General features: G+C 72.2%; 20 protein-coding genes and 2 pseudogenes. 12 read left to right on the top strand and 10 right to left on the bottom strand.

From position 1 onward, the window contains the following. The first annotated feature begins 161 nt into the window (after positions 1-161). Entirely contained in the window at positions 162-1,217 is a 1,056-nt protein-coding gene (locus tag ACZ4YL_RS04405) for a WxL protein peptidoglycan domain-containing protein (RefSeq protein WP_468113666.1), read from the top strand. A 104-nt stretch (positions 1,218-1,321) separates the two neighbouring features. Here ACZ4YL_RS04405 and ACZ4YL_RS04400 read toward each other — a convergent pair whose 3' ends face one another. Genes ACZ4YL_RS04400 through iolC form a run of 4 tightly spaced genes read right to left on the bottom strand, consistent with a single transcriptional unit; the run spans position 1,322 to position 6,703 of the window. After that, positions 1,322-2,821, bottom strand: a complete 1,500-nt coding sequence (locus tag ACZ4YL_RS04400) for a CoA-acylating methylmalonate-semialdehyde dehydrogenase (protein WP_468113665.1) — start codon at positions 2,819-2,821, stop codon at positions 1,322-1,324. Positions 2,822-2,833: 12 nt separating this feature from the next. After that, entirely contained in the window at positions 2,834-4,708 is a 1,875-nt protein-coding gene (gene iolD, locus ACZ4YL_RS04395; RefSeq protein WP_468113664.1) for a 3D-(3,5/4)-trihydroxycyclohexane-1,2-dione acylhydrolase (decyclizing), read from the bottom strand. Further along, positions 4,705-5,715: a 5-deoxy-glucuronate isomerase gene (gene iolB, locus ACZ4YL_RS04390; protein WP_468114090.1), complete on the bottom strand. Its 1,011-nt coding sequence runs from the start codon at positions 5,713-5,715 to the stop codon at positions 4,705-4,707. The genes iolD and iolB overlap by 4 nt, the downstream gene beginning before the upstream one ends. A 7-nt stretch (positions 5,716-5,722) precedes the next feature. Continuing rightward, complete coding sequence (iolC, locus tag ACZ4YL_RS04385; RefSeq protein WP_301371023.1) at positions 5,723-6,703, bottom strand: 5-dehydro-2-deoxygluconokinase; 981 nt, start codon at positions 6,701-6,703, stop codon at positions 5,723-5,725. Positions 6,704-6,729: 26 nt separating this feature from the next. Between iolC and ACZ4YL_RS04380 the strand changes: the two genes are divergently transcribed. The 3 genes from ACZ4YL_RS04380 (at position 6,730) to ACZ4YL_RS04370 (ending at position 9,115) form a co-directional block, all read left to right on the top strand. After that, positions 6,730-7,644, top strand: a complete 915-nt coding sequence (locus ACZ4YL_RS04380) for a sugar phosphate isomerase/epimerase family protein (RefSeq protein WP_468113663.1) — start codon at positions 6,730-6,732, stop codon at positions 7,642-7,644. A gap of 26 nt (positions 7,645-7,670) precedes the next feature. Further along, a complete protein-coding gene (locus tag ACZ4YL_RS04375) occupies positions 7,671-8,681 on the top strand; it encodes a Gfo/Idh/MocA family protein (RefSeq protein WP_468113662.1) in 1,011 nt (336 codons plus the stop codon). 233 nt (positions 8,682-8,914) lie between these two features. Beyond that, positions 8,915-9,115, top strand: a complete 201-nt coding sequence (locus ACZ4YL_RS04370) for a helix-turn-helix transcriptional regulator (protein WP_383203117.1) — start codon at positions 8,915-8,917, stop codon at positions 9,113-9,115. A gap of 22 nt (positions 9,116-9,137) precedes the next feature. On the opposite strand, the pseudogene ACZ4YL_RS04365 reads toward ACZ4YL_RS04370, so the two are convergent. Then, positions 9,138-9,305, bottom strand: a pseudogene (locus ACZ4YL_RS04365) (MMPL family transporter); the annotation flags it as partial. A 279-nt stretch (positions 9,306-9,584) separates the two neighbouring features. On the opposite strand from ACZ4YL_RS04365, the gene ACZ4YL_RS04360 reads away from it, so the two are divergent. Continuing rightward, the gene (locus ACZ4YL_RS04360) at positions 9,585-9,818 is read left to right on the top strand and encodes a heavy-metal-associated domain-containing protein (protein WP_030384770.1); all 234 of its coding nucleotides are present in this window, start codon (positions 9,585-9,587) and stop codon (positions 9,816-9,818) included. 113 nt (positions 9,819-9,931) lie between these two features. After that, positions 9,932-12,223 carry a heavy metal translocating P-type ATPase gene (locus ACZ4YL_RS04355; protein ID WP_468113661.1) on the top strand — a complete coding sequence of 764 codons (2,292 nt, stop codon included), beginning with the start codon at positions 9,932-9,934 and terminating at the stop codon, positions 12,221-12,223. A gap of 391 nt (positions 12,224-12,614) precedes the next feature. Here the strand turns inward: ACZ4YL_RS04355 and ACZ4YL_RS04350 are convergent, their stop codons facing one another. After that, positions 12,615-13,904 (bottom strand): citrate synthase, encoded by a 1,290-nt coding sequence (locus ACZ4YL_RS04350; protein ID WP_052871576.1) that lies wholly within the window; start codon positions 13,902-13,904, stop codon positions 12,615-12,617. Positions 13,905-14,086: 182 nt separating this feature from the next. Further along, a complete protein-coding gene (recD2, locus tag ACZ4YL_RS04345) occupies positions 14,087-16,345 on the bottom strand; it encodes an SF1B family DNA helicase RecD2 (protein WP_468113660.1) in 2,259 nt (752 codons plus the stop codon). A gap of 305 nt (positions 16,346-16,650) precedes the next feature. On the opposite strand from recD2, the gene ACZ4YL_RS04340 reads away from it, so the two are divergent. Beyond that, complete coding sequence (locus ACZ4YL_RS04340) at positions 16,651-17,178, top strand: DUF937 domain-containing protein (RefSeq protein ID WP_468113659.1); 528 nt, start codon at positions 16,651-16,653, stop codon at positions 17,176-17,178. Between the two features lie 251 nt (positions 17,179-17,429). Beyond that, positions 17,430-17,942 (top strand): annotated as a pseudogene (locus ACZ4YL_RS04335) (GNAT family N-acetyltransferase); the annotation flags it as partial. Here ACZ4YL_RS04335 and ACZ4YL_RS04330 read toward each other — a convergent pair. After that, on the bottom strand, positions 17,848-18,828 hold the full coding sequence (locus tag ACZ4YL_RS04330; RefSeq protein WP_468113658.1) for an EamA family transporter: 981 nt from the start codon (positions 18,826-18,828) through the stop codon (positions 17,848-17,850). The pseudogene ACZ4YL_RS04335 and the gene ACZ4YL_RS04330 sit on opposite strands and share 95 nt — an antisense overlap. 100 nt (positions 18,829-18,928) lie before the next feature. Here ACZ4YL_RS04330 and ACZ4YL_RS04325 point away from each other — a divergent pair, with 100 nt between their 5' ends. The 3 genes from ACZ4YL_RS04325 (at position 18,929) to ACZ4YL_RS04315 (ending at position 23,119) form a co-directional block, all read left to right on the top strand. Next, positions 18,929-19,843: a LysR substrate-binding domain-containing protein gene (locus ACZ4YL_RS04325; RefSeq protein ID WP_468113657.1), complete on the top strand. Its 915-nt coding sequence runs from the start codon at positions 18,929-18,931 to the stop codon at positions 19,841-19,843. 254 nt (positions 19,844-20,097) lie between these two features. Then, on the top strand, positions 20,098-21,081 hold the full coding sequence (locus ACZ4YL_RS04320) for an AraC family transcriptional regulator (RefSeq protein WP_468113656.1): 984 nt from the start codon (positions 20,098-20,100) through the stop codon (positions 21,079-21,081). Positions 21,082-21,367: 286 nt separating this feature from the next. Then, complete coding sequence (locus ACZ4YL_RS04315; RefSeq protein ID WP_468114088.1) at positions 21,368-23,119, top strand: glycoside hydrolase family 3 protein; 1,752 nt, start codon at positions 21,368-21,370, stop codon at positions 23,117-23,119. Between the two features lie 62 nt (positions 23,120-23,181). Here ACZ4YL_RS04315 and ACZ4YL_RS04310 read toward each other — a convergent pair whose 3' ends face one another. Together ACZ4YL_RS04310 and ACZ4YL_RS04305 are read right to left on the bottom strand one after the other, a co-directional pair. Continuing rightward, positions 23,182-24,615 carry a S28 family serine protease gene (locus tag ACZ4YL_RS04310; protein WP_468113655.1) on the bottom strand — a complete coding sequence of 478 codons (1,434 nt, stop codon included), beginning with the start codon at positions 24,613-24,615 and terminating at the stop codon, positions 23,182-23,184. 84 nt (positions 24,616-24,699) lie between these two features. Beyond that, the gene (locus tag ACZ4YL_RS04305) at positions 24,700-25,065 is read right to left on the bottom strand and encodes a hypothetical protein (RefSeq protein ID WP_468113654.1); all 366 of its coding nucleotides are present in this window, start codon (positions 25,063-25,065) and stop codon (positions 24,700-24,702) included. A 278-nt stretch (positions 25,066-25,343) separates the two neighbouring features. On the opposite strand from ACZ4YL_RS04305, the gene ACZ4YL_RS04300 reads away from it, so the two are divergent. Further along, entirely contained in the window at positions 25,344-25,898 is a 555-nt protein-coding gene (locus ACZ4YL_RS04300; protein WP_468113653.1) for an EF-hand domain-containing protein, read from the top strand. Positions 25,899-25,925 lie beyond the last annotated feature (27 nt).

Genomic DNA, 25,925 nt, shown 5'->3' with positions numbered 1-25,925 from the left:
CGCGGGAACGCCCCCCCTCCCTTCCTGTGGGTGCGAGACCACCTACAAGATGTTCTCCACTTTCTAGCCCCTTGGCCCGTTGTTTCCTCTGGGGGGGGGGGGCGCCCCCCCCCCCCCCCCCGCCACCCCTTTCCCCTTTCCGCGCCCACTGGAGACCGCCCATGCGCACGCGTACCCGCAGCCGCACCCGTAGCCGCACCCGCACCCTCCTGCACGGTCTGCTCCTCGGCCTGCTGCTCGGCGGCGCGGGCCTGCTGCCGGTCACCGCGGCGAGCGCCGCGGACAACGGCACGTGGGGGGTGTTCCCGACACCCGCGGCCGGTGCGGCGATGACCGACCGCGCGTACTTCTTCCACCAGGGCGCGGCCGGGAGCACGCTGAGCGACAGCGTGACGATCGTGAACTCCTCCGACAAGGAGCTGGCGTTCCAGGTCTTCGCCACCGACGCCGTGAACACCCCGGCGGGCGGCGCCTTCGCGCTGCTGCCGGTGGAGGCGAAGCCGAAGGACGTCGGCGCGTGGGTCACGCTGACGCCGGAGACCGCGAGCACCGTCACCGTGCCCGCCAAGGGCCGCAAGGACATCCCGTTCACCGTGAAGGTCCCGGCGGACGCGACGCCCGGTGACCACGTCGGCGGGATCGTCGCCCTGGGCACCGCCGTGGAGGGCGTGCAGCAGGAAGGCAAGGTCCAGGTCGGGGTGAAGCGCTCGGTGGGCGCCCGGCTGTACTTCCGGGTCCCGGGGCCGGTCACGGCGGGGCTGAGCGTGGAGGACGTACGGGTCAGCCGCTCGGCGCCGCTGCTGCCCTGGGTGCGCAACGCCCGCGCCACGATCTCGTACGCGCTGGTCAACCGGGGCAACGTGGTCGTCGAGCCCAAGGTGGCGGTGTCCGCCGAGGGGTTGTTCGGGCGCGAGGTGCTGGACCGGCCCGCCCGCGAGCTGAAGCTGTCCCTGCTGCCGGGCCAGCGGATCGAACTGACCGAACCGTGGCCGGACGCCCCCCAGTCGGACTGGGTGACCGTCAAGATCACGGCGGGCGCGGCGGCCCACCCCGATCTGGTCTCGGAGTCCGGGACCGACTTCATCGCCGTGCCCTGGCCGGCCGTGGGCCTGCTCCTGGTACTGGCGGGCGCGGGCGCCATGGTGTGGGTACTGCGCCGCCGCCGCGCGGCGGGCGAACAGCCGCAGTCCGTACCGGACCTGGCCCGGACGCACTGACCGCCGTCGTTGCCCGCGAACGACGCCGTCCGGCGGTCACGGCAGCAGCCCCCGGCCGGGGGAAGGTGGCCGGGGGCTGCTGGGACTGCTGGGGGCGGGGCGGGTCAGTGGTTGCGGGGGAAGCCCAGGTCCACGCCGAGGTGGCCCTCGGCCGGGTCCGGCCAGCGGGTCGTGACGACCTTGCCGCGGGTGTAGAAGTGGATGCCGTCGTTGCCGTAGATGTGGTGGTCGCCGAAGAGCGAGTCCTTCCAGCCACCGAAGGAGTGGTAGCCCACCGGCACCGGGATCGGGACGTTGACGCCGACCATGCCGGCCTCGATCTCCAGCTGGAAGCGGCGCGCGGCGCCGCCGTCGCGGGTGAAGATCGCGGTGCCGTTGCCGAACGGCGAGGCGTTGATGAGGGCCACGCCCTCCTCGTAGGTCTCGGCGCGCAGCACGCACAGCACCGGTCCGAAGATCTCGTCGCGGTAGGCGTCGGAGTCGGTCTTCACGCGGTCCAGCAGGGACAGGCCGATCCAGTGGCCCTTCTCGTTGCCCTCGACCGTGAAGCCGGTGCCGTCGAGGACGACCTCCGCGCCCTGGTCGGCCGCGCCCTTGACGTACGAGGCGACCTTGTCGCGGTGGGCGGCGGTGATCAGCGGGCCCATCTCGGAGGTCGGGTCGTTGCCGGGGCCGATCTTGATCTTCTCGGCGCGCTCGCGGATCTTCTCGACGAGCTCGTCGCCGATCGCGCCGACGGCCACGACGGCGGAGATCGCCATGCAGCGCTCACCGGCCGAGCCGTAGGCCGCGGACACGGCCGCGTCGGCGGCGGCGTCCAGGTCGGCGTCCGGCAGGACCAGCATGTGGTTCTTGGCGCCGCCCAGGGCCTGGACGCGCTTGCCGTTGGCCGAGGCGGTGGTGTGGATGTGGCGGGCGATCGGGGTCGAGCCGACGAAGGAGACGGCCGCGATCCCCGGGTGGGCGAGCAGCGCGTCCACGGCCACCTTGTCGCCGTGGACGACGTTCAGCACGCCGTCCGGCAGACCGGCCTCGCTCGCCAGTTCGGCGAGCTTGTTGGCGGCCGACGGGTCCTTCTCGCTCGGCTTGAGGATGAAGGTGTTTCCGCAGGCCACGGCCAGCGGGAACATCCACATCGGGACCATCGCCGGAAAGTTGAACGGGGTGATGCCCGCGACGACGCCCAGGGGCTGGCGGATCGAGGAGACGTCCACCCGGTTGGAGACCGACGTGGACAGCTCGCCCTTGAGCTGCGTGGTGATGCCGCAGGCCAGCTCGACGATCTCCAGGCCGCGGGCGACCTCGCCCAGCGCGTCCGAGTGGACCTTGCCGTGCTCAGCGGTGATCAGGGCGGCGATGGCGTCGCGGTTGGCGTCCAGCAGGGCGCGGTAGGCGAACAGCACCTTGGTGCGGGCGGCCAGCGAGGACTGGCCCCAGCTGAGGTAGGCCTCCTTGGCGACCTGTACCGCCGCGTCGACCTCGTCGGCCGAGGCGAGCGCCACCTGTGTGGTGACCTCGCCGGTGGCCGGGTCGGTGACCGGGCCGTAGTTGCCCGACGCGCCCTCGACGGTCTTGCCACCGATCCAGTGGTTGACGGTCTTCATTGCCTTGCTCCTTCACAGATGGCGACGTCGCTGCGCGGCTTGCCGGTCGTACTCTTCACGGGCCGTGGCAGCGGCCTTGCGGGTCGCGGTCTCGGCCACAGGAACATCCCACCACGCCTGTGCCGGGGGTGGGCCCGACACAGTGTCGGGCGTTCGGGTCTGTACGTAGACACATGTGGGTCGGGTCGCCGAACGGGCCTCGGCGAGGGCTTCGCGCAGGTCACGCGTGGTGCGGGCGCGGATCACGGCCATTCCGAGGGAGCCCGCGTTGGCCGCGAGGTCCACCGGAAGGGGGTCCCCCGTGTATCCGGAGTCGGGCGCCCGGAAGCGGTAGGCGGTGCCGAAGCCCTCGCCGCCCACGGCCCCCGACAGGCCTCCGATGGAGGCGTAGCCGTGGTTGTCGAGGATTACCACCTTGATCGGGATGCCCTCCTGGACGGCCGTGACGATCTCGGTCGGATTCATCAGGTACGTCCCGTCGCCGACCAGCGCCCACACCGGCCGGCCGGGTGCGGCCAGCGCCACGCCGATCGCCGCCGGGATCTCGTAGCCCATGCAGGAGTACCCGTACTCCACGTGGTACTGGTCCTGCGACCGGGCCCGCCACAGCTTGTGCAGGTCGCCGGGGAGGGAGCCGGCCGCGTTGATCAGGATGTCGGTGTCGTCGACCAGGGCGTCGAGCAGCCCGAGCACCTGGGCCTGGGTGGGTGCGGCGTCCTCCGCCGCCTCCGGGACGGCGTAGGCCCCCTCGACGCGGCTCTCCCAGCGCGCCCGCTCCGCCGCGTACCGCGCCCCGTACGCCGGGTCCGTGCGATGGCCGGCGAGGGCGCCCCGCAGCTCGTCGAGTCCCTCGCGGGCGTCGGCGACCAGGGGCAGGGCGGCGAGTTTGTGGGCGTCGTACGGGTCCAGGTTGAGGCCGAGGAACCGGACGGCGGGGTTCTGGAAGAGGGTCGCGGAGGCGGTGGTGAAATCGGTCAGCCGGGTTCCGGCGGCGATGACGAGGTCGGCCTCCCGGGCGAGCGCGGCGGCGGTGGAGGTGCCGGTGTGACCGATCCCGCCCACGTCGGCGGGGTGCCCGTACGGCAGGACGCCCTTGCCCGCCTGGGTGACGGCGACCGGAATCCCCGTGGCCTCGGCGAAGGCGGCCAGCGCCGCGCGGGCCTCGCTGTGCCGGATCCCGCCGCCGGCGACGATCAGCGGGCGCGCGGAGCCCCGTACGGCCTCGGCGGCGCGGGCCAGCTCGTGCCGGTCGGGCCGCGGCCGGCGCACGCCCCACACGCGCTCGGCGAAGAACTCCTCCGGCCAGTCGTACGCCTGCGCCTGCACGTCCTGCGGCAGCGCGAGGGTGACGGCGCCGGTCTGCACGGGGTCGGTGAGCACCCGTACGGCCTGGAGGGCGGCCGGGATCAGGGCCTCGGGGCGGGTGATCCGGTCGAAGTGGCGGGAGACGGGGCGCAGGGTGTCGTTGACGGAGATGTCCCCGGCGTACGGGACCTCCAGCTGCTGGAGCACGGGGTCGGCGGGCCGGGTGGCGAAGGTGTCGCCGGGCAGCAGGAGCACCGGGATCCGGTTGATGGTGGCGAGGGCGGCGCCGGTGACGAGGTTGGTGGCGCCGGGCCCGATGGAGGTGGTGACGGCGTGCGCGGAGAGGCGGCCGCACTGGCGGGCGTATCCGACGGCGGCGTGCACCATGGCCTGCTCGTTGCGGCCCTGGAGGAAGGGCATGGCCTCGGGCCCGCTCTCCAGGAGGGCCTGGCCGATGCCCGCCACGTTCCCGTGCCCGAAGATGCCCCAGGTGGCGGCGATCAGCCGGTGCCGGTGTCCGTCGCGCTCGGTGTACTGGCGGGACAGGAAGCGGACGAGCGCCTGCGCGACGGTGAGCCTCACCGGTGGTCCTCCGTTCGGGAGAAGGGCAGCCGGGGGTCGATGTCCTGCCCGTCCCAGCTGCCGCGGATCCAGCCGTGGTCGGGGTGGTCGCGGATCAGCCACTCCCGGGTCGCGCCCGGTCCGGCCATCACGTTCAGGTAGTACATGTCGTGCCCGGGGGCGGCCATGGACGGCCCGTGCCAGCCGTCGGGGATCAGCACCGCGTCCCCGGTCCGCACCTCGGTGAGGATGTCGGTCTTCCCGGCCGGGGAGGGGGTGACGCGCTGGTAGCCGAGGCCGGGGGTGTCCCCGTGCGGGGCGATCTCGAAGTAGTAGATCTCCTCCAGGCGGGACTCCTCGCCGGGGTGGTGCTCGTCGTGCTTGTGGGGCGGGTACGAGGACCAGTTCCCGCCGGGGGTGAGCACCTCGACGGCGATGAGCCGGTCGCAGTCGAAGCCGTCCGGGCCGGCGGCGGCGAAGTTGTTGACCTGCCGCGAGCACTGGCCCGCGCCGCGGAGCTCTACGGGGACGCCGGCGGCGGGGCCGTACCGGGCGGGCAGCCGTGTCGCACACCGCGCACCGGCCAGCGCGAACCGGCCCCCCGCGGCCGACCGGACCTCCGCGTCCGCGTCCCGCGGCAGGTAGACGAAGTCGGTGATGCCGTTGAACACCCCTTCTCGCCCCGTCAGTTCGAACACCTGCGGCTCCGCTGCGGGGGCGCCGCCCCCGAACCCCCGCGCCTCAAACGCCGGCGAGGCTGGATTTGCCCCTGGGCCAGAGCCCCCGTCCTCCGGACCCGCCGGAGGACGGGAGGCAGGATTCGGGGCAGAGCCCCGCTCTTTCAGCCCCGCCAGGGGGTACCTCCCAGCGGTAGCTGGGGGAGTTTGAGGCGCGGGTCCGGGCAGAGCCCGGCAGCGGACCTGGCACCCGCCCGACAGGGGGAGCACGATCCACTCGTACTCCCCGCACGCGTGCGCGTACACCTCCCCCGGGGCCAGGTCGAGGATCATCAACCTCGTCCACTCCATCCCCCACTCAGACACCACCGGCACGCCCCAGCACCTCCTCCACCTCGTGAGAGAACGGCATCGCCGCCGCGCACGCCAGCCGCGTGGCGACGATCGCCCCGGCCGCGTTCGCGTACCGCATCACCCGCTCCAGTTCCCACCCCGCCAGCAGCCCATGGCACAGCGCCCCGCCGAACGCGTCCCCCGCGCCCAGCCCGTTGACCACCTCCACCGGCACCGGCGGGACCTCCGCCACCGTGCCGTCGCGGTGGACCGCCAGTACGCCCTCCGGGCCGCGCTTGACGACCGCCAGTTCCACACCCGCCGCGAGCAGCGCCCGCGCCGCCGCATGCGGGTCCGACTCGCCCGTGGCGATCTCGCACTCCTCCGCGTTCCCCACGGCCACCGTCGCCGACCGCAGCGCCCGCTCGTAGTACGGCCCGGGTTTCTCCCGCCACAGCATCGGCCGCCAGTCCAGGTCGAAGACGGTCGTCCCGGTCCGCGCGCGGGCCTCCAGCGCCGCCAGCGTCGCCGCCCGTGAGGGCTCCTCGCTCAGGCCCGTACCCGTCATCCAGAACACGCGGGCCGCCCGTACCGCCGCCAGGTCCACCTCGTCCGCCACGATCTGCAGATCCGGTGCCTTCGGCAGCCGGTAGAAGTACAGCGGGAAGTGGTCCGGCGGGAAGATCTCGCAGAAGGTGATGGGGGTCGGCAGCCCGGCGACCTCGGCGACCCACCGGTCGTCCACCCCGAACCCCCGCAGCTCGGACCGCAGATACCCGCCGAAGGGGTCCGCTCCGGTGCGGGTGATCACCGCCACCCGGCGTCCCAGCCGGGCCGCGGCGACGGCCACGTTGGTCGGGGAGCCGCCCAGGAACTTGCCGAACGTCTCCGCCTCGGCCAGTGGTATGCCCGTCGTCAACGGGTAGAGATCCACCCCGATCCGGCCCATCGTGATCAGGTCGAACGCGAACGGATCGCCGGTGCCGGTCACAGTCAGTCCTCCCATTGGTCCTCCACCCTAAGGTGGCCGTTATGACGTCCTCCCCGCCCGCGTTGACCCGTATCCGCATCGGTTCGGCTCCGGACTCCTGGGGTGTCTGGTTTCCCGACGACCCCCGGCAGACCCCGTGGGAACGCTTCCTCGACGAGGTCGCCGACGCCGGGTACGAGTGGATCGAACTCGGCCCCTACGGCTATCTGCCCACCGATCCCGCCCGCCTCGCCGGGGAAACGGCCAAGCGCGGGCTGCGCGTCTCGGCCGGAACCGTCTTCACCGGACTCCATCACGGGCCCGCCGTGTGGGAGGACACCTGGGAGCACGTGTCGCGGATCGCGGCGCTCACCCAGGCCATGGGCGCGGCCCATCTCGTCGTCATCCCCTCCTTCTGGCGGGACGACAAGACCGGGGAGGTGCTGGAGGACCGCACCCTCACCCCCGCCCAATGGCGTGAACTGACCTCGCAGACCGAGCGCCTCGGCCGGGAGGTCCAGGACCGGTACGGGCTGCGGATCGTCGTCCACCCGCACGCCGACACCCACATCGACACCCCTTCGAACGTGGCCCGCTTCCTGGACGCCACCGACCCCGGGCTGGTCTCGCTCTGTCTGGACACGGGGCACTACGCGTACTGCGGCGGGGACAGCGTGCAGGCCGTGGAGACCTTCGGCGAGCGGATCGGCTACCTCCACCTCAAGCAGGTGGATCCGCGGATCCTCGCCGAAGTCGTCGCGGAGGGGCTGCCCTTCGGGCCGGCCGTGGGCCGTGGCGTGATGTGCGAACCGCCCTCGGGGGTGCCCGCGCTGGAACCGGTGCTCGCGGCGGCCCAGCGTCTGGACGTGGACCTGTTCGCCATCGTGGAGCAGGACATGTACCCCTGTCCGCCCGACCGGCCGCTGCCGATCGCCCGGCGGACCCGCGCCTACCTCCGCTCCTGCGGCGCCCGCTGACCCTTCGGAAGGAAGAGGAGTACGACATGAGCACGCTCGGCATCGCCGTCATCGGCACCGGGAAGATGGGCGCCGACCACGTCCGCCGGATCGGGCGGACGGTGGGCGGGGCCCGTGTGGTGGCCGTGGCCGACCCGGACGGGGACCGGGTCAAGGAGGTCGCGGGCACCCTGGACGGGGCGACGGCGCACACCGACCCGGCGGCTGCGATAGCCGCGCCCGGGGTCCAGGCCGTGCTGATCGCCTCGCCCGGACCCGCCCACGAGGAGGCGATCCTGCACGCCCTGGAGCGGGAGCTGCCGGTGCTGTGCGAGAAGCCGCTGACCCCGGACCCGGCGGGGGCGCTGCGCGTCATGGAGGCCGAACAGCGACTGGGGCGGCGCCTGGTGCAGGTGGGGTTCATGCGGCGGTACGACGCCGAGTACGCCCGGCTGAAGGAGCTGCTGGACGCGGGCGGGATCGGGCGGCCCCTCTTCCTGCACTGCCGGCACCGCAATGCCTCCTCGCCGTCCTTCTTCACCAGCGACATGCTGATCAGTGACTCGGTGGTGCACGAGGTGGACGCGGCCCGCTGGCTGCTGGGGCAGGAGATCACCGCCGTCACCGTGCTCTCCCCGCGGCCCACGGCGGCGGCTCCCGAGGGGCTGAGGGATCCCCGGCTGGTGTTGCTGGAGACCTCCGGCGGGGCCGTCGTCGACGTGGAGATCTTCGTCAACTGCGGTTTCGGCTACCAGGTGCAGTGCGAGGCGGTCGGCGAGGCGGGCAGCGCCCGGATCGGCGACGGACACGCGATGGTGGTGCAGTCGGCGGGCCGGTGGGGCGGCGCCATCGATCAGGACTTCACGGTGCGCTTCGCCGATGCCTACGACCGCCAGCTGCGGAGCTGGGTGGCCGCGGCCGCGCGCGGCCGGGTGGCGGGGCCCGACGCGTGGGACGGCTACGCGGCGGCCGCCGTCTCCGAGGCGGGCCTCGCGGCGGCGCGCACCGGCGTACGAGCCGCCGTGGAGCTGACGGAACGGCCGGCCCTGTACCGCTGACGCCCCGCCAATTCCCCACCTGACCCCTGTGGCCCTCTTGTCACAGGGGTCCCCCTTCTGTCACGCATGTCCGCATTACGCGGGTCTTCCGTCACAGAAGATCGACAGCCCCTCCCTTGCCGTCACTCCGCGTCGTTCCCCGGGCACAACCCGAGTGAACGTCACTGTCCACGCGCCGGCTCCCCCGACGGCCTCCCGGCCGGCCCCGCGGCGTGGACAAGGAGGTGTCCAGCATGAGCGACCGACAGCTGTGGTCGTACAAGGAGATCGCCGCCCACATCCGGGTCCAGCCGGACACCGTGCGCTCCTACCGCAAGCACGGGCTGCTGCCCACGCCCGACCACGTGGAGGCGGGCAAGCCCTACTGGTACGCCGATACCGTGCGCGCCTGGGTGGCCCGCCGGCCCGGGAACCGGGGCCGCCGCGAGGACTGACTCCCGCGGCGCCGGGTGAGGGGCCCGTCCTGGTCATCACCGCCGGGACCAGGAGGCTGCGGACGACCATGGCGTCCATGAGGACCGCCGGCGCGATCCCGAGCCCCAGCATCTTGGTGTCGGTCACCCGGGAGGTGCCGATCGCCACCATCACCACCGCCAGGATCACGGCCGCCGCGGCGATCAGCCCGCGGTGCGGGCCGGCCCGAACGCGCCCACCGCGCCCACCGCCGTACCGGTGAGCGCGGTGCCCGCGTACGCGCCCCCGCGAGGCTTCCCGGGTGATCCATTCAGCCAATTACATACAGTTCGCCCATACCGGCCAGTTTTCCCACCAGGATCGAGAAACCGGGAGCCGATACTCGCCTTGATACCCCCCAGGGGTATAATCTCGAAGTGTCGGGAGGACGGTGGAGCCATCGGCCGCCCCTCCCGGTGACCGGCACACGCCCCTGAAGAGGAGAACGACATGACCGCCGAGACGGACACCCAGACCACCACCGTCTACCGGGTGACCGGCATGACCTGCGGACACTGCGAGGGCGCGGTGACCACCGAGATCTCCGCCCTGCCGGGCGTCAGCACGGTCAAGGCCGTCGCCGCGACCGGCGAGGTCACCGTGGTCTCCGCCGCCCCGCTCGCGGACGAGGACGTCCGCGCCGCCGTGGACGAGGCCGGCTACGAGTTCGCCGGACAGGTCTGAGCGGCCCGCCCCACCCGCACGGCACCCGCGGCAGCCCCGCGGCACCCTGCCGGGCCGTGCCGGCCAGCTCATACTGGTCCCGTACGGCCCGGCCATCCCTCTGGAGCCGGAACATGAGCAGCAGCACAGTGCACGACGGACCGATAACGGCGGTCGAACTCTCGATCGGCGGGATGACCTGCGCCTCCTGCGCCGCCCGCATCGAGAAGAAGCTCAACCGGATGGACGGCGTCGAAGCCTCGGTGAACTACGCCACCGAGAAGGCCCGCGTCTCCTACAGCGGCGACGTGCAGGTCGCCGATCTGATCGCGACCGTCGTCAAGACCGGTTACACCGCCGAGGAGCCCCCGCCGCCGCCCGCCCCGGAAGCCGCCGAGGAAGCGCGGAGCGAGGCGGCCGGGACGGCCGAGGCCCCCGACCCGGCGCTCGCCGCACTGCGGCAGCGCCTGCTGGTCTCCGTCACGCTCGCCCTGCCCGTCGTCCTGCTCGCAATGATCCCGGCCCTCCAGTTCGACAACTGGCAGTGGCTCTCCCTGACCCTCGCGGCCCCCGTCGTCATCTGGGGCGGATACCCCTTCCACAAGGCCGCCTGGACCAACGCCCGGCACGGCGCCGCCACCATGGACACCCTCGTCTCGGTCGGCACGCTGGCCGCCTTCACCTGGTCGCTGTGGGCCCTGTTCTTCGGCCACGCGGGCATGCCCGGCATGCGCCACGGCTTCGCCCTCTTCACAGTTCAGGGGGGCACCATCTCCCGCACCGACGGTTCCTCCGCCATCTACCTGGAGGTCGCGGCCGGCGTCGTCTCCTTCATCCTCCTGGGCCGCTACCTGGAGGCCCGCTCCAAGCGGAAGGCGGGCGCGGCCCTCAGGGCCCTGCTGGAACTGGGAGCCAAGGACGTCGTCGTCCTGCGCGCGGGCCAGGAGGTCCGGATCCCGGTAGGTGCGCTCGCGGTCGGCGACCGGTTCGTCGTCCGCCCCGGTGAGAAGATCGCCACCGACGGCACCGTCGTCGAGGGCAGCTCCGCCGTGGACGCCTCCATGCTGACCGGCGAGTCCGTACCGGTCGACGTCGCCGTGGGCGACTCCGTCACCGGAGCCACCGTCAACACCTCCGGACGCCTGGTCGTCGAGGCCACCCGGATCGGCGCCGACACCCAGCTCGCCCGGATGGCGAAGATGGTGGAGGACGCGCAGAACGGCAAGGCCGAGGTGCAGCGCCTCGCCGACCAGATCTCCGGGATCTTCGTCCCCGTCGTCCTGGTGCTCGCCATCGGCACCTGGATCACCTGGCTGCTGATCACCGACGACCCCACCGCCGCCTTCACCGCCGCCGTGGCCGTCCTGATCATCGCCTGCCCGTGCGCCCTGGGCCTGGCCACCCCGACCGCGCTGATGGTCGGCACCGGGCGGGGCGCGCAGCTCGGCATCCTGATCAAGGGCCCCGAGGTGCTGGAATCCACCCGCCGCGTGGACACCGTCGTCCTGGACAAGACCGGCACCGTCACCACCGGCCGGATGACCCTCGGCGGCGTCTTCACCGCCGCGGGCGTCGACGAACGCGAACTCCTGCGCCTGGCCGGATCCCTGGAGCACGCCTCGGAGCACCCGATCGCCCGGGCCGTCGCCGCCGGGGCTGCGGAGCGGGCCGGCTCCCTGCCGGTTCCGGAGTCCTTCGAGAACGTCGCCGGGCTCGGCGTCCAGGGCGTGGTCGACGGACACGCCGTCCTGGTGGGCCGCGAGCGGCTGCTGGCCGACTGGTCGATCGAGCTGCCGGCCCCACTGGCCGAGGCCAAGTCGGCCGCCGAGGCCGCGGGCAGCACCGCCGTCCTGGTGGCCTGGGACGGCGCGGCACGCGGGGTCCTGACCGTGGCCGACGCGGTCAAGGAGACCAGCGCCGAGGCGGTCTCCCGGCTGCGGGCGCTGGGCCTCACCCCGGTCCTGCTGACGGGCGACAACAAGGCCGTCGCCGCGACGGTGGCCCGCGAGGTGGGCATCGACGAGGTGATCGCCGAGGTCCTCCCGCAGGACAAGGTGGACGTCGTACGCCGCCTGCAGGCGCAGGGCCGTACGGTCGCGATGGTCGGCGACGGGGTCAACGACGCGGCCGCGCTGGCCCAGGCGGACCTGGGGCTGGCCATGGGCACCGGCACGGACGCGGCCATCGAGGCGGGCGACCTCACCCTCGTACGGGGTGACCTGCGGGTCGCGGCGGACGCGATCCGGCTCTCGCGCCGGACGCTGGCCACGATCAAGGGCAACCTGTTCTGGGCCTTCGGCTACAACGTGGCGGCCCTGCCGCTGGCGGCCGCCGGTCTGCTCAATCCGATGATCGCGGGGGCCGCGATGGCCTTCTCCTCGGTCTTCGTGGTGACCAACAGCCTCCGGTTGCGGTCCTTCCGCTAGTAACCTCTCTCCTCATGGTCCGCACACTTCCTTCACGGGAGACGCAGATCACAGTGACCGCAACGTAACCATCCGGGGTCGTCGTGGGTCTAATGGGGCGATACCAAGAACGTCTTGGGGGACGTTTCACGGAGACCTGGGGGGTTTCCGTGGGTATCAGCCGGCCGGGACACGTACCCGCGGGAGGCTTTGAGCGGCCCTCCCGGACGAACGGGTCCCGGCACACCGACGCCCCGGCTCGGGTCCCGTGGGGGGAATCCGTTTCGGGGAAAAGGGAAGCGCCCCGACCGTCGACCCGTGGGGGGATCGACGGCGGGGCGCTTCTCGCATGCTCAGGGTTACCTGCGGTGCGCTCCGCGCGGCCGCACGCCGCGCGGAGGAAAGCCTCGGGTCAGCGGGCTTCTACGGGAACGAAGTCGCGCAGGACCTCGCCGGTGTAGATCTGGCGCGGGCGACCGATGCGGGAACCCGGCTCCTTGATCATCTCGTGCCACTGGGCGATCCAGCCGGGAAGGCGGCCGAGCGCGAAGAGCACGGTGAACATCTCGGTGGGGAAGCCCATCGCCCGGTAGATGAGACCAGTATAGAAGTCCACGTTCGGGTAGAGGTTGCGCTCGACGAAGTAGTCGTCGGCCAGCGCGTGCTCTTCCAGCTTGAGCGCGATGTCGAGCAGCTCGTCGCTCTTGCCGAGCGCCGAGAGGACGTCGTGCGCCGCCGCCTTGATGATCTTCGCCCGGGGGTCGAAGCTCTTGTAGACGCGGTGCCCGAAGCCCATGAGGCGGACGCCGTCTTCCTTGTTCTTCACCTTGCGGATGAAGGCGTCGACGTCGCCGCCGTCGTTCTTGATGCCTTCCAGCATCTCGAGGACGGACTGGTTGGCGCCACCGTGCAGCGGACCCCACAGGGCCGAGATGCCGGCGGAGATCGAGGCGAACATGTTCGCCTGCGAGGAGCCGACCAGGCGCACGGTGGAGGTGGAGCAGTTCTGCTCGTGGTCCGCGTGCAGGATCAGCAGCTTGTCGAGCGCGGAGACCACGACCGGGTCCAGGTCGTACTCCTGGGCCGGCACGGAGAAGGTCATGCGCAGGAAGTTCTCGACGTAGCCGAGGTCGTTGCGCGGGTAGACCACCGGGTGGCCGACCGACTTCTTGTACGCGTAGGCCGCGATCGTCGGGAGCTTGGCCAGCAGGCGGATCGTCGAGAGGTTGCGCTGCGTCTCGTCGAACGGGTTGTGGCTGTCCTGGTAGAACGTCGACAGCGCGCTGACCACGGAGGACAGCATCGCCATCGGGTGCGCGTCCCGCGGGAAGCCGTCGTAGAAGCGCTTCACGTCCTCGTGCAGCAGCGTGTGCTGGGTGATCTCGTTGCGGAACGACGCGAGCTGGTCGACGGTCGGCAGCTCACCGTTGATCAGCAGGTACGCGACCTCGATGAAGGTCGAACGCTCGGCCAGCTGCTCGATCGGGTAACCGCGGTAGCGCAGGATGCCCTGCTCACCGTCGAGGTAGGTGATCGCGGACTTGTAGGCCGCGGTGTTGCCGTAGCCACTGTCCAAGGTGACGAGCCCGGTCTGGGCCCGCAGCTTCGAGATGTCGAAGCCCTGGTCACCGACGGTGCTTTCGACCACCGGGTAGGTGTATTCACCGTCCGCGTACCGGAGTACTACAGAGTTGTCGCTCACGTCATCCCTCACCGACGTAGTGCCTCTTCTTCGAGGTGCCCTGACTGCCTCTACCTTCCCCCATTTGGCGCAGGAGAGTGCACTCGGGGTCGGCCTTTGGTGCTTTTGACGGCACTGAGTGCCGCCAACCTGCTCATCCTGCCCCCCCGCACCGGTTGCCGGAACCCCAAATGATCGATCATCTAGGTGATGTTTCCCACCGGTATCCGGCCGGACAGCCTGGCAGCGACCGCCGTGTACCTCCTGCCTGCGGAAACGGTACGCACCGCCTGGCCGAGGGCCTTGCGGGACCCGACGAGGACGACCAGTTTCTTCGCCCTGGTCACCGCCGTGTAGAGCAAGTTGCGCTGGAGCATCATCCAGGCCCCGGTGGTGACGGGGATCACCACTGCCGGATATTCACTCCCCTGTGAACGGTGAATGGTGACGGCGTACGCGTGGGCCAGCTCGTCGAGCTCACCGAATTCGTACACGATCTCCTCATCCTCCTCCGTCCGCACCGTCAGGCGCTGTTCGTCCACGTCCAGGCCGGTGACCACGCCGACCGTGCCGTTGAAGACACCGTTGGCGCCCTTCTCGTAGTTGTTCCGGATCTGGGTCACCTTGTCGCCCACCCGGAAGACCCGGCCGCCGAACCTCTTCTCCGGCAGGTTCGGCCGGGCCGGTGTCATCGCCTGCTGCAGCAGTCCGTTGAGGTTTCCGGCGCCGGCCGGGCCGCGGTGCATCGGCGCGAGAACCTGGACGTCCCGCCGCGGGTCGAGCCCGAATCTGGCCGGAATCCTTCGGGCCGCCACGTCCACGGCCAGCACCCCGGCCGCCTCGGTGTCCTCCTCCGGGAAGAGGAAGAAGTCCGGCAGCCCGTCCGTGATCGGCGGCAACCCGGTGTTGATCCGGTGGGCGTTGGTGACCACGCCGGACTGCTGGGCCTGCCGGAAGATCCGGGTCAGGCGCACCGCGGGCACCGGGCCGTCCTCGGCCAGCAGGTCCCGCAGCACCTCCCCGGCGCCGACCGACGGCAGCTGGTCCACATCGCCGACCAGCAGCAGGTGTGCCCCCGGCGCCACCGCCTTGACCAGCTTGTTGGCCAGCAGCAGGTCCAGCATCGAGGCCTCGTCGACGACGACCAGGTCCGCGTCCAGCGGCCGCTCCCGGTCGTACGCCGCGTCCCCGCCCGGTTTGAGCTCCAGCAGCCGGTGCACCGTGGAGGCCTCGGCCCCGGTGAGCTCCGCCAGCCGCTTCGCCGCCCGGCCGGTGGGCGCGGCCAGCACCACCTTGGCCTTCTTCGCCCGCGCCAGCTCGACGATCGAACGCACGGTGAAGGACTTCCCGCAGCCGGGCCCGCCCGTGAGGACGGCGACCCGGCGGGTCAGCGCCAGCTTCACGGCGTCCCGCTGCTCGGGGGCGAGCGTGGCCCCCGTCCGCCCGGCGAGCCAGCCCAGGGCCTTCTCCCAGTCCACGTCCTGGAAGCCCGGCATCCGGTCGTCCTCGGCGTGCAGCAGCCGGCGTACCTGCCCCACCAGGGACAGCTCGGCCCGGTGGAAGGGCACCAGGTACACGGCGGTCAGCGGGTCCGGCCCGCCCTGCGGATCCGGTACGGACTCCCGTACGACCCCTTCCGGGTCGGCGGCGAGCTCGGCCAGGCAGTCGATCACCAGCCCCGTGTCCACCTGGAGCAGCTTGACCCCGTCGGCGATGAGCCGGTCCTCGGGCAGGAAGCAGTGCCCCTGGTCCGTGGACTGGGACAGGGCGTACTGGAGGCCGGCCTTCACCCGTTCGGGGCTGTCGTGCGGGATGCCGACGGCCTGGGCGATGCGGTCGGCGGTGAGGAAGCCGATGCCCCACACGTCGGCGGCGAGCCGGTAGGGCTGGTTCTTCACCACGGAGATGGAGGCGTCCCCGTACTTCTTGTAGATGCGCACGGCGATGGAGGTGGAGACGCCGACGCCCTGGAGGAAGACCATGACCTCCTTGATGGCCTTCTGCTCCTCCCAGGCCGCGCCGATCAGCTTCGTCCGCTTGGGACCGAGCCCGGGTACCTCGATCAGCCTCTTCGGCTCGCCCTCGATGACGTCGAGGGTGTCGGTGCCGAAGTGGTCCACGATCCGCTCGGCGATCTTCGGGCCGATGCCCTTGATCAGGCCGGAGCCGAGGTAGCGGCGGATGCCCTGGATGGTCGCCGGGAGCACGGTCCGGTAGTTCTCCACGGTGAACTGCTTGCCGTACTGCGGGTGGGAGCCCCAGCGGCCCTCCATGCGCAGGGACTCGCCGGGCTGGGCGCCCAGCAGCGCGCCGACCACCGTGAGCAGATCGCCGCCGCCGCGGCCGGTGTCCACGCGGGCGACCGTGTACCCGCTCTCCTCGTTGGCGTAGGTGATGCGTTCGAGCACGCCGTCGACCACTGCCAGTTGCACCGCCCGCGGCGCCCCGTCTGCTGCTGCCATGACCCGAAACTACCGGGCGGCGCCGACAGTGCGTCAGGCCTGTGGACAACGCGCGGGGGCGGGGCGGCAGGGGCGGGGCGACGGGGGAACGCAAAGGGGGTCCCGCCTCGCGGCCGGACCCCCTCACGGTTACCCCTCCCGTGTCGGACTTCCCGATCCCCCCAGATCCCTCCCCGGAAGCACCGACGCAACATACGACCCGCGATACGCCCGCACGGTTGCATCCGGAGCCACAGCTTTACGTTTCCGTTACCGAATGCCTACTCAAGGTGCCGGTGAATCACCACAGAAGTAGCGTTTCGGGCATGAGCGAATCTTCATTCCAGGACGACGTGCTGGGCGAACTCGGCGACGACAAGCTGACCGAGATCGCCGGGCTGCTCGGCACGGACACCGCCGGCGCCAAGGAGACCGTCGCCGAGACCGTCGGCTCCATGACCGGCGGCCTCCGGAAGAAGGCCGACGCGGACGACGCCGACGGCGTGGAGGTGCGCCAGGCCATCGTCGAGGTGGCCGAGGCCGAGCCGCCACTGGAGGGCGTGGCCACGCTCGGCGGCCTCGGCGGCCTCGGCGGCCTGCTCAGCGGCGGCATGATGGCCGGGGTCCTTGCCAAGGTGAGCAAGCCGGTGGCCGCCGCCGTCTCGAAGCGGACCGGCATCCCCGCGGCCACCATCAGCCGGGTCATCGAGATGCTGCTCCCGGTCGTCCTGGCGGTCCTCGCCAAGCGCGCCTCCGGCAAGGCGGCGGGCACCGGGGCGGCCGGCGCGGCCCCCGCCGCGGGCGGCGGACTCGGCGACCTGCTCGGCGAGATCCTCGGCGGTGGCAAGAAGTAGGCGGCAGGAAATCGCCCTTCAGAGGCCCCACCGGCGCGCCCTCCCCTTAGGGGGTGTCTTGTCGATCAGGGCGGGTCAGGGAGCGGGGTCCGGTGCCATGGGGTCTCCCCAGGCCCGCAGGGCCTAGGGGAAGGATCGCAAGGCGGACGAGGGAGGCGACGCGGAGCGTCGCCGACCGAGGACAACGCGGCGAGGCGCGGTGCCGGACCCCGCGAGCCCGCCCTGATCGGCAGGACACCCCCTAGAGTTGCCCCATGGCTGAGAGCGTGCGGCTCCGCGACCCGGAACCGGGGGACCTGGGGTGGATCGTGCAGCGCCACGGCGCGCTGTACGCCGCCGAGTACGGCTGGAACAGCGACTTCGAGGGCCTGGTCGCCCGGATCGTCGCGGACTTCGCCCAGGACCACGACCCCCACCTGGAACGGGTGTGGATCGCGGAGCTGGACGGCCGGCCCGTCGGCTCGGTGATGTGCGTACGGGAGGAGGGCTCGCCCGGCACCGCCCGGCTGCGGCTGCTCCTGGTCGACCCGCAGGGCCGCGGCCGCGGCGTCGGCACCCTGCTGGTCGACACCGTCGTGGCCTTCGCCCGCTCGGTCGGCTACCGCGAGCTGGTGCTGTGGACCAACGACGTGCTGGCCGACGCCCGCGACATCTACCTGAAGGCCGGGTTCACCCTGATCGCGGAGCGGCCGCACCGCTCGTACGGAGTGAGCCTGACGGGACAGGACTGGCGGCTGCCGCTGCAGGAGGGCTCCCCGCGCTGACGCCCGAACCGACCCCCGTACGGTTCACGGCGCGCGCGGGGGCCAGCGAGGTCAGCGCCACCCCGCCCACCAGCAGTACGGCCGCCAGCCAGCGCAGCCCCGAGACGGACTCCCCGAGGACCAGGGCCGCGGAGGACATCCCGAAGACCGGGACCAGCAGCGAGAACGGGGCCACCGAGGAGGCCGGGTAGCGGCGCAGCAGGTGGCTCCAGGCGGCGAAGCCGAAGACGGTGGACACCCAGGCGACGTAGCCGATGACGGCCGCCCCGGACCAGTCCAGGGCCCGCAGCGCGGCCAGGTCCCGCTCGGGGCCCTCCAGCAGCAGCGAGAGCGCGAACAGCGGCAGCACCGGAACCGTGCACACCCACACCATGAAGTTCAGGGCGTCGGGCGGGGCGGCCTTGCGGGTCAGGACGTTGGACACGCCCCAGCAGGCGGCGGCCGCCACGACCAGCGTGAAGCCGAGCACCGGACCGGAGGTCCCGCCGTCCACCGCGGCGACCGCGATCCCGGCGAGCGCCACGGCCATCCCGAGCACCCGCACCCGGCCCGGCCGCTCGCGCAGCACGACGGCGGCGAGGACGGCGGTGAAGACGGACTGGATCTGCAGGACGAGCGAGGAGAGTCCGGCCGGCATGCCCGCGTCCATGCCGGTGAAGAGCAGGCCGAACTTGGCGACGCCGAGGGCGATCCCGACGCCGGCGATCCACTTCCAGGCGGCCTTGGGCCGCCCGACGAAGAACACGGCGGGCAGGGCTGCGACGAGGAAGCGCAGGGCGGACAGGAGCAGGGGCGGGAAGTGGTCGAGGCCGATCTCGATGACCACGAAGTTGAAGCCCCAGACGGCTGCGACGAGCACGGCGAGGGCGGTGTGTACGGGACGCATGCTTCGAGCATCGGCCGCCCGACCGTGTAGCACCAGCTCGGATGTCTTCCGGGATGGATGAAGCATTGCTTACGGGTATCCGCGGTGCCACGATGGAGGCATGCTCGATCTCGCCCGGCTGCGCGCCCTGCACGCCGTCTCCGTCCACGGCTCGGTCGCGGGCGCGGCGGCCGCCCTCGGCTACACCCCCTCGGCGGTCTCCCAGCAGATCTCCAAGCTGGAACGGGAGACCCGCACCACCCTGCTGGAGCGGCGCGGGCGCGGGGTCGCGCTCACCGAGGAGGCCCGCCATCTGGCCGACGCCGCCCAGGAGTTGCTGGCGATCGTGGAGCGCACCGAGACCACCCTGGAGGAGCGCCGCGGGCAGCCCAGCGGGCTGCTGACGGTGGCCGCGTTCGCCTCGGCGGCGCGCGGGCTGCTGCCGCAGGTGCTGGCCGACCTGGCCCGCCGGCATCCGGCGCTGGACGTCCGGCTCACCGAGGTGGACCCGCACCTGTCCGTGGAACTGGTGGCCCGGGGGGTCACCGATCTCGCGGTGGCCCACGACTGGGACATCGCCCCGCTGCCCGCGCCGGAGGGGATCGAGCAGGCGGTGATCGGGGACGACCTCTGCGACCTGGTCGTACCGGCCGGGCATCCCTTCACCACGCGCCGGGTCATCCGGCGCTCCGACCTCGGCGGCGAGCGCTGGGTCTGCCAGCCGCCCGGCCGGGTCTGCCACGACTGGCTGGTACGGACCCTGCGCACCGCCGGGTTCGAGCCCGACATCGCCCATGTCGCGGAGGAGAACCACACCATCGTCGCCCTGGTCGCGGCCGGGCTCGGGGTGGCCGTCGTACCCCGGCTGGGCACCGGCGCGCTGCCGCCGGGGGCCGTGACCGTACCGCTGGAGCCGGGCCCCGTACGCCGGTTGTACGCCCTGTGGCGGACCGGGGCCGCCCGGCGCCCCGCGATCACCGAGGCGGTACGGAGCCTTCAGGAGCACTGGGCCCAGACGGCCTGGTCCCGGCACTGAGCTGACGCCGCCCGAAACCCCCGTCCCCTGGCGGCGTCAGCTCAGTGCCGGGCCCGCGAGAGGCCCCCGGTCGTCGGCGGGGGCTCCGGTTTCCCGTCCCCTCACCGACCCTCCGGCGCCCACTCTGCCAAGCGCCGGAGCACCGCGCATTGGCCTGGCGTGCACAGTGTCTTGACGGAGAGTCGCCCCGCCGCCCGTGCCCCGGGGCCGGCTCTTGTTGCGCGGGCCGCCACGGCCGGTGTAAACCCGTGATCATGCTGCCCGAGAGAACGTTCCGCAGCGCGGAACTGGCGCCCGCCGACCGTTTCGAGAGCTGGCGGGCGCTGATGTCGGAGACGCATGCGCCCATGGAGATGCGCAGTGAGCACGCCGCCGACTTCTGGGTGAACCAGCGCGTCATCTCGCTCGGCGGGATCACGGTCTATCCGATGGAATGCCATCCCCTGACCTTCCAGCGCACACCGAAGCTGATAGCGAGGTCGGACCCCGAGGCGTTCCACCTCTCGCTGATCAAACGCGGGGCGGGAGCGGTAACGCTGGGCAAGGACACCGTGGTGCACGGTGTGTTCGACATCCACACCAGTGACACGTCACGGCCGTTCGAGATCAGTTCCGGCCCGCATTCCGTCGAGATCATCGGGGTCGAGGTGCCCAAAGCGCTGCTGCCGCTGCCCCCGCACACCGCTGGCCGGGTCATCGGCAAGCGCATCTCGGCCCGGGAGGGAATGGGGGCCCTGCTGGCCACCTTCCTCGGCCAGGTGACCAAGGACAGCCGGTCCTACCGGCCGGCCGAGGGCCCGCGCCTGAGCGGCGTACTGGCCGATCTCGTCGCCTCGCTCTTTGCCGGCGTCCTCGAAGCGGACCGGTCCTTGACCCCGGAGACGCACCGGCGCGCCCTGGCGCTCCGCGTGATGGCCTTCATCCGGGACAACGCCGACGATCCGCTGCTGGACGTCCCCGCGATCGCCGCCGCCCACCACATCTCCGTCAGCTATCTCCACCGGGTGTTCCAGCAGGAGGGGGACGGGGCGACGGTCGCGGCCTTCCTTCAGGGCCAGCGGCTCGCGCGGGCACGCCAGGACCTGGCCGACCCGCTGCACCAGGAGGTGCCCGTGCACGTCATCGGCGCCCGGCGGGGCTTCCGGGACGCGTCCGCGTTCAGCCGGGCGTTCCGCGAGGCCTACGGCCTGCCGCCCGCGGCCTTCCGCGGGCAGGCCCGGGCGGAAGAGACGGCCTAGCCCCGACGGGGTCGGGTGTGTGCCGGGGTGTCCCCGCAGCGCACCGAACGCAACCACCCCGCACGGCGCGCCACCCCGCCACGTTCGGCGACCGAGGAGACACCCCGGCGCGCGGCCGGCCCCGGCGGCCCCCGGCCGACAGGCCCCGCCCGCAGGCCGCCTACCGCCCCGCCCCGCCCGGAGGGGCGACACGCAGCGACACGCCCGACCCCGCCCGAACAGCACCGGTAGGGTCCGGCGCGTGCCGAACCACGCCTCGCGCCGGAACCTGCTCGCCGCAGCCGCCATGGTCGCCGTCACGGCCGCCGGGGCGGCGTCCGCCGCGGTGGGCTCCCACCACACCCCCGACGACTCACGGCCGCCGGGCCGCCGCCCCGGCCGGGCTCGGCTGCGCGCCCTCGTGGAGCGGATGAGCCTCGACGAGAAGGTCGGGCAGCTCTTCGTCTCACGGGCCTACGGGCATTCGGCGACCGAACCCGATCCGGCGGACGCCGAGCAGAACCTGGCGGCGTTCGGGGTGCGCACCGCCGCCGAGCTGGTCTCCCGCTACCACCTGGGCGGGATCGTCTACTTCGCCTGGGCCCACAACACCCGCGCACCGCAGCAGATCGCCGCACTCTCGGTCGGCCTCCAGCAGGCCGCCCTCACCACCGGTGCCCGGATCCCCCTGCTGCTCTCGACCGACCAGGAGCACGGCGCCGTCGCCCGGATCGGCAAGCCCGCGACCCTGCTCCCGGGGGCGATGGCGCTCGGTGCGGCCGGCTCCACCGCCCACGCCCTGCGGGCGGCGCGCATCGCGGGCTCCGAGCTGGCCGCCATGGGCATCCGGCAGGACTACGCGCCGGTGGCCGACGTGAACGTCAACCCGGCCAATCCGGTGATCGGCGTACGGTCCTTCGGCTCCGACCCGCACGCCGTGGCGGAGCTGGTCGCCGCCCAGGTCCGCGGCTACCAGGGGGCCGGGGTCGCCGCCACCGCCAAGCACTTCCCGGGCCACGGGGACACCGAGACCGACAGCCATGTCGGGCTGCCGGTGATGCGGCACACCCGGGCCGCCTGGGAGGAGCTGGACGAGCCGCCCTTCCGGGCGGCGGTGGAGGCGGGCGTGGACGCCATCATGACGGCGCACATCGTCTTCCCCGCGCTCGATCCCTCGGGGGACCCGGCGACCCTCTCCCGGCCGATCGTCACCGGTCTGCTGCGCGAACGCCTCGGCTTCGAGGGGGTGGTGGTCACCGACGCCCTGGACATGGCCGGGGTCCGCCAGAAGTACGGGAACGACCGCGTCCCGGTCCTGGCCCTGCTGGCGGGCTGCGACCAGCTGCTGAACCCGCCGGACCTGGACCTCGCGCACCGCAGCGTGCGGGCGGCCGTGGAGTCGGGCGAGCTGACGGAGGCGCGCGTCGAGGAGTCGGTGCTGCGGATCCTGGAACTGAAGGCCCGCCGGGGACTGTTCGACGAGGCGTACACCACGGGCCGGGAGGTGGACGCCGCCGTGGGCGTCCGGCAGCATCTCGATGCCGCCGACGCGATCGCGGCCGCCACGACGACCCTGCTGGCCGATCCCCGCGGGCTGGTGCCGTTCGATGCGACGGCCGGGCCACGCCTGCTGGTCACCGGGGCGGACCCGGTCTCCCCCACGGGTACGACCGGACCCCCTACGGCCGTACTGGCCCGGGAGCTGACCGCCCTGGGCTGCCGGGCCACGGCGGTGCCGCCCGCCCGCGCCGTGGCCGCCGCGGCCGGTCACGCGGCGGTGCTGGTGTGCACGTACAACGTCCCGGAGGGCGAGAGTCCGCAGCGCACGCTGGTGGCGGAGCTGATCGCCACCGGGGTCCCGGTCGTCTCGCTGGCGGTCCGCAACCCCTACGACCCGGCCCGGCTGCCGGCCTGCGCGGCGGAGCTGGCGACGTACTCCTGGACGGACGTGGAGATGCGGGCGGCGGCCCGGGTGCTCACCGGGGCGCTGCGGCCCGCCGGCCACCTCCCCGTCCCGGTCCCGGGCCGCTACCCGCTGGGCCACGGGCTGACGCGCTGATCGCTCAGGCGCCGGCCCGCGGCCCGCGTGTCCCGCCTGTCCCGCCCCGTCCCGTTTCCCGGTTACGGCCGCAGCTGCGGCTCGCGCTCCGGGTCACGCTGGTCGAGCTGGGCGTCGGGCGCCGCCAGCGGCGCCGCCTTCCCCGCATCGGCGAGCGCGGCGGCCGGGGCCACCCCGGCCCACTGCAGGATCTTCGAGGTGGCGAGGGCCTTCTCGCCGTCCATCAGCTTGGCGACGTTCGCCCCGTGGTTGGCCCCCGGCGCGATCATCACGTAGCTGTCGCGCACGTTGTAGCCGAGGTGGAACGGCTCGGCGCCCCACGGGTCGTTCTGCCCGTACACGAAGAGCATCTGGTGGGCGTTGTCGCGCACCCACCGGTCCACGTCCGCCATCACCCCCGGCTGGAAGGTCATGGGGATGTCGCGGGGCACGAAGTTGCGCGGCGGCTGGTAGCCGTAGCGGCTCAGGCCCTTGAGGTGCGGCTGCTTGATGTCCGGGGAGCCGAGCTGCGTACCCGCCTGGTAGTAGTACGGCGTGTACGTCTCCAGTCCCTGGTCGGCGTAGGCCGAGAAGCCGGAGATCGCGTCGATGCTGTCCCAGATCTGCTGGTCGGTCGCGGTGGCGGCGGCCGGGACGGAGGCGCAGTCGGCGAGCAGGCTGTACTGCCAGAAGGCCCACACGTAGTCGAGCACGACGGCCTCGTAGGCCTTGTCGAGGTCGCCGACGGTGGTGAAGGTCCAGCCGTTCTCGGCGGCGGCGACCGCGTACTTGGCCTCCAGCGGCACGCGGCGCACCAGTGCCTCGCGCTGCACGGCGTTCAGCTTGTCGCGGCACTCCTTGGTGCCGACCTTGGCGAAGAACCGGTCGTAGGCCGAGTCCTCGTTGTTGACGACGTCGTTGGGCGCGACGTACGCGACGACGCCGTCCATGTCGCGCGGGTAGAAGCGCTCGTAGTACGTCGCCGTCATGCCGCCCTTGCTGCCGCCCGTGGCCAGCCAGTTCTTCTTGTAGATCTTCTTCAGGGCGGTGAAGATGCGGTGCTGGTCACTGGCGGCCTGCCAGATGTCCAGGTTGGACCAGTTGGCCGGGTCGGGCCGGGAGGGGGTGAAGAATCGATACTCCAGGGAGACCTGGTTGCCGTCGACGATGGTCGTCGGCTCACTGCGGCGCGGGCTGGTGTTGACGTTGTAGCCGGAGGTGAAGAACACCGACGGCCGCGAGACGTCCTTGTGCAACAGGGTCAGGCGCTGTTTGAAGGTGCCCTTCCACGGCTGCCGGTGGTCCACCGGCTGCTCGTAGTTCAGTACGAAGAAGCGGTAGCCGGGGTACGGCTTCTCCTCGATCAGGCTCATCCCGGGAATGCCGAGGATCTGGTCCTTGATGTCCGTGGCGGCCGCAGGCTGCGCGGCTGTGGCCGCTTGAGCCGTGAAGCCGGCCGCGCCCATGGTGCCGATGAGCACCACGAGCGACAGCAGCCATCCGAGCGTCTTGCGCATTCACCCTCCCCTTGAGTTCACTTCGGTCGCCGTGAACCTAGCCGGGTCAACGCACCACTGACCAGACCCAGTTGGGCCTGTCCCTCAGCACAGGATCCAGCCGGAATCCGCGGACCCGGCCCCCACGCTCCCCCTTACATACACGCAGCGGTTGATCGCACCCACGGTGACAGGCCCGGCATATCGGGTGAATCGCCCGGCCTCGCGCACCGGGGCGCCACCGCGCGGCTGAATGCTCACCGCCATCCGGCGCCGCTCGCCGGAGGCCCGCGCCACGGTCATCGCGCAGGCCTGGTTGCGGCTCTTGTAGACCCGCACCTCGCCCGCCTCGAACGCCACCGTCCGGGCCAGCCGGCCGCCGCAGCCCTCGGTCGCGGCCCGCGCCGCCGGCGGCGCGCACAGCCCGCCCACCGAGAGCCACAGCGCCGCCGTGAACACCCCCAGGGACACGACCCGTCGGCCGCGACTCCTCCACCCCTGCAACACCCTGTCCCCCGATCGGTCGTACGTACCGCACACGCACGCACGTACGACGCCCGAACTCCCCGGATGGTTGCCGCGCACAAGGGCCCGGCCCACCGGCACCGGCCACCCTCCCTCGTACGGGTGCATCCGCCACCCCCCGGCGGAGCAGCGGGAGTTCACACCCGGGACGGCGATTACGCTAGGTGATCGACACCCCGCTCGCCGTGACCGCAGCCGTGGCTGCAGCCGTGAAAGGCCATGAGATGACGAACGACCTGCTCGACCGCAAGCTGGCGCGCGCCTTCACGCACCTGGACGCCGACAGGAGCGGCGTGATCGACGCCGACGACATCATCGCGCTCGGCTCCCGGCTGCTGACGGCCCTCGCGGAGCCGGCCGGCTCGCCCAAGGCGGAGCTGGTGATGGGCGGGCTGGCCGACTTCTGGCAGGACCTGTTCACCGAGCTGGACATCGACCGGGACGGCAAGGTCACGCCCGAGGAGTACAAGCAGGGCATGACCCGCCTGTACGCGCAGGGCGGGCCCGCCTACGACCGCTCGTTCCGCCCGATGATGAGCGCGATCCTGACGGTCGTCGACACCGACGACGACGGGCTCATCAGCCCGCAGGAGTTCCACCGGGCGCAGGAGGCCTTCGACACGCGGCTGAGCCCCGCCGACACCGAGGCGCTCTTCCGCCGCATCGACGCGAACGGGGACGGCTGCCTCAGCGTCGACGAACTGCTCGCCGCGGTACGCGAGTACTACACCGGCACCGACGAGGACGCCCCGGGGAACCTGCTCTTCGGCGAGTTCTGATCCCGGGGCGTCCCCTTTCGGGCCGGT

Source organism: Streptomyces sp. NPDC030021, assembly GCF_055574035.1.
Note: the sequence above shows the minus strand (reverse complement) of the source record. Positions and strands in the feature narration are given on the sequence as shown.

What these genes read in the sequence shown, in the direction of transcription:
- ACZ4YL_RS04405 (WP_468113666.1), top strand. Translation starts at nt 162, where the DNA reads ATGCGCACGCGTACCCGCAGCCGCACCCGTAGCCGCACCCGCACCCTC.
- ACZ4YL_RS04400 (WP_468113665.1), bottom strand. Translation starts at nt 2,821, where the DNA reads ATGAAGACCGTCAACCACTGGATCGGTGGCAAGACCGTCGAGGGCGCG.
- iolB (WP_468114090.1), bottom strand. Translation starts at nt 5,715, where the DNA reads ATGGAGTGGACGAGGTTGATGATCCTCGACCTGGCCCCGGGGGAGGTG.
- iolC (WP_301371023.1), bottom strand. Translation starts at nt 6,703, where the DNA reads ATGGGAGGACTGACTGTGACCGGCACCGGCGATCCGTTCGCGTTCGAC.
- ACZ4YL_RS04380 (WP_468113663.1), top strand. Translation starts at nt 6,730, where the DNA reads ATGACGTCCTCCCCGCCCGCGTTGACCCGTATCCGCATCGGTTCGGCT.
- ACZ4YL_RS04375 (WP_468113662.1), top strand. Translation starts at nt 7,671, where the DNA reads ATGAGCACGCTCGGCATCGCCGTCATCGGCACCGGGAAGATGGGCGCC.
- ACZ4YL_RS04370 (WP_383203117.1), top strand. Translation starts at nt 8,915, where the DNA reads ATGAGCGACCGACAGCTGTGGTCGTACAAGGAGATCGCCGCCCACATC.
- ACZ4YL_RS04360 (WP_030384770.1), top strand. Translation starts at nt 9,585, where the DNA reads ATGACCGCCGAGACGGACACCCAGACCACCACCGTCTACCGGGTGACC.
- ACZ4YL_RS04355 (WP_468113661.1), top strand. Translation starts at nt 9,932, where the DNA reads ATGAGCAGCAGCACAGTGCACGACGGACCGATAACGGCGGTCGAACTC.
- recD2 (WP_468113660.1), bottom strand. Translation starts at nt 16,345, where the DNA reads ATGGCAGCAGCAGACGGGGCGCCGCGGGCGGTGCAACTGGCAGTGGTC.
- ACZ4YL_RS04340 (WP_468113659.1), top strand. Translation starts at nt 16,651, where the DNA reads ATGAGCGAATCTTCATTCCAGGACGACGTGCTGGGCGAACTCGGCGAC.
- ACZ4YL_RS04330 (WP_468113658.1), bottom strand. Translation starts at nt 18,828, where the DNA reads ATGCGTCCCGTACACACCGCCCTCGCCGTGCTCGTCGCAGCCGTCTGG.
- ACZ4YL_RS04325 (WP_468113657.1), top strand. Translation starts at nt 18,929, where the DNA reads ATGCTCGATCTCGCCCGGCTGCGCGCCCTGCACGCCGTCTCCGTCCAC.
- ACZ4YL_RS04320 (WP_468113656.1), top strand. Translation starts at nt 20,098, where the DNA reads ATGCTGCCCGAGAGAACGTTCCGCAGCGCGGAACTGGCGCCCGCCGAC.
- ACZ4YL_RS04315 (WP_468114088.1), top strand. Translation starts at nt 21,368, where the DNA reads ATGGTCGCCGTCACGGCCGCCGGGGCGGCGTCCGCCGCGGTGGGCTCC.
- ACZ4YL_RS04310 (WP_468113655.1), bottom strand. Translation starts at nt 24,615, where the DNA reads ATGCGCAAGACGCTCGGATGGCTGCTGTCGCTCGTGGTGCTCATCGGC.
- ACZ4YL_RS04300 (WP_468113653.1), top strand. Translation starts at nt 25,344, where the DNA reads ATGACGAACGACCTGCTCGACCGCAAGCTGGCGCGCGCCTTCACGCAC.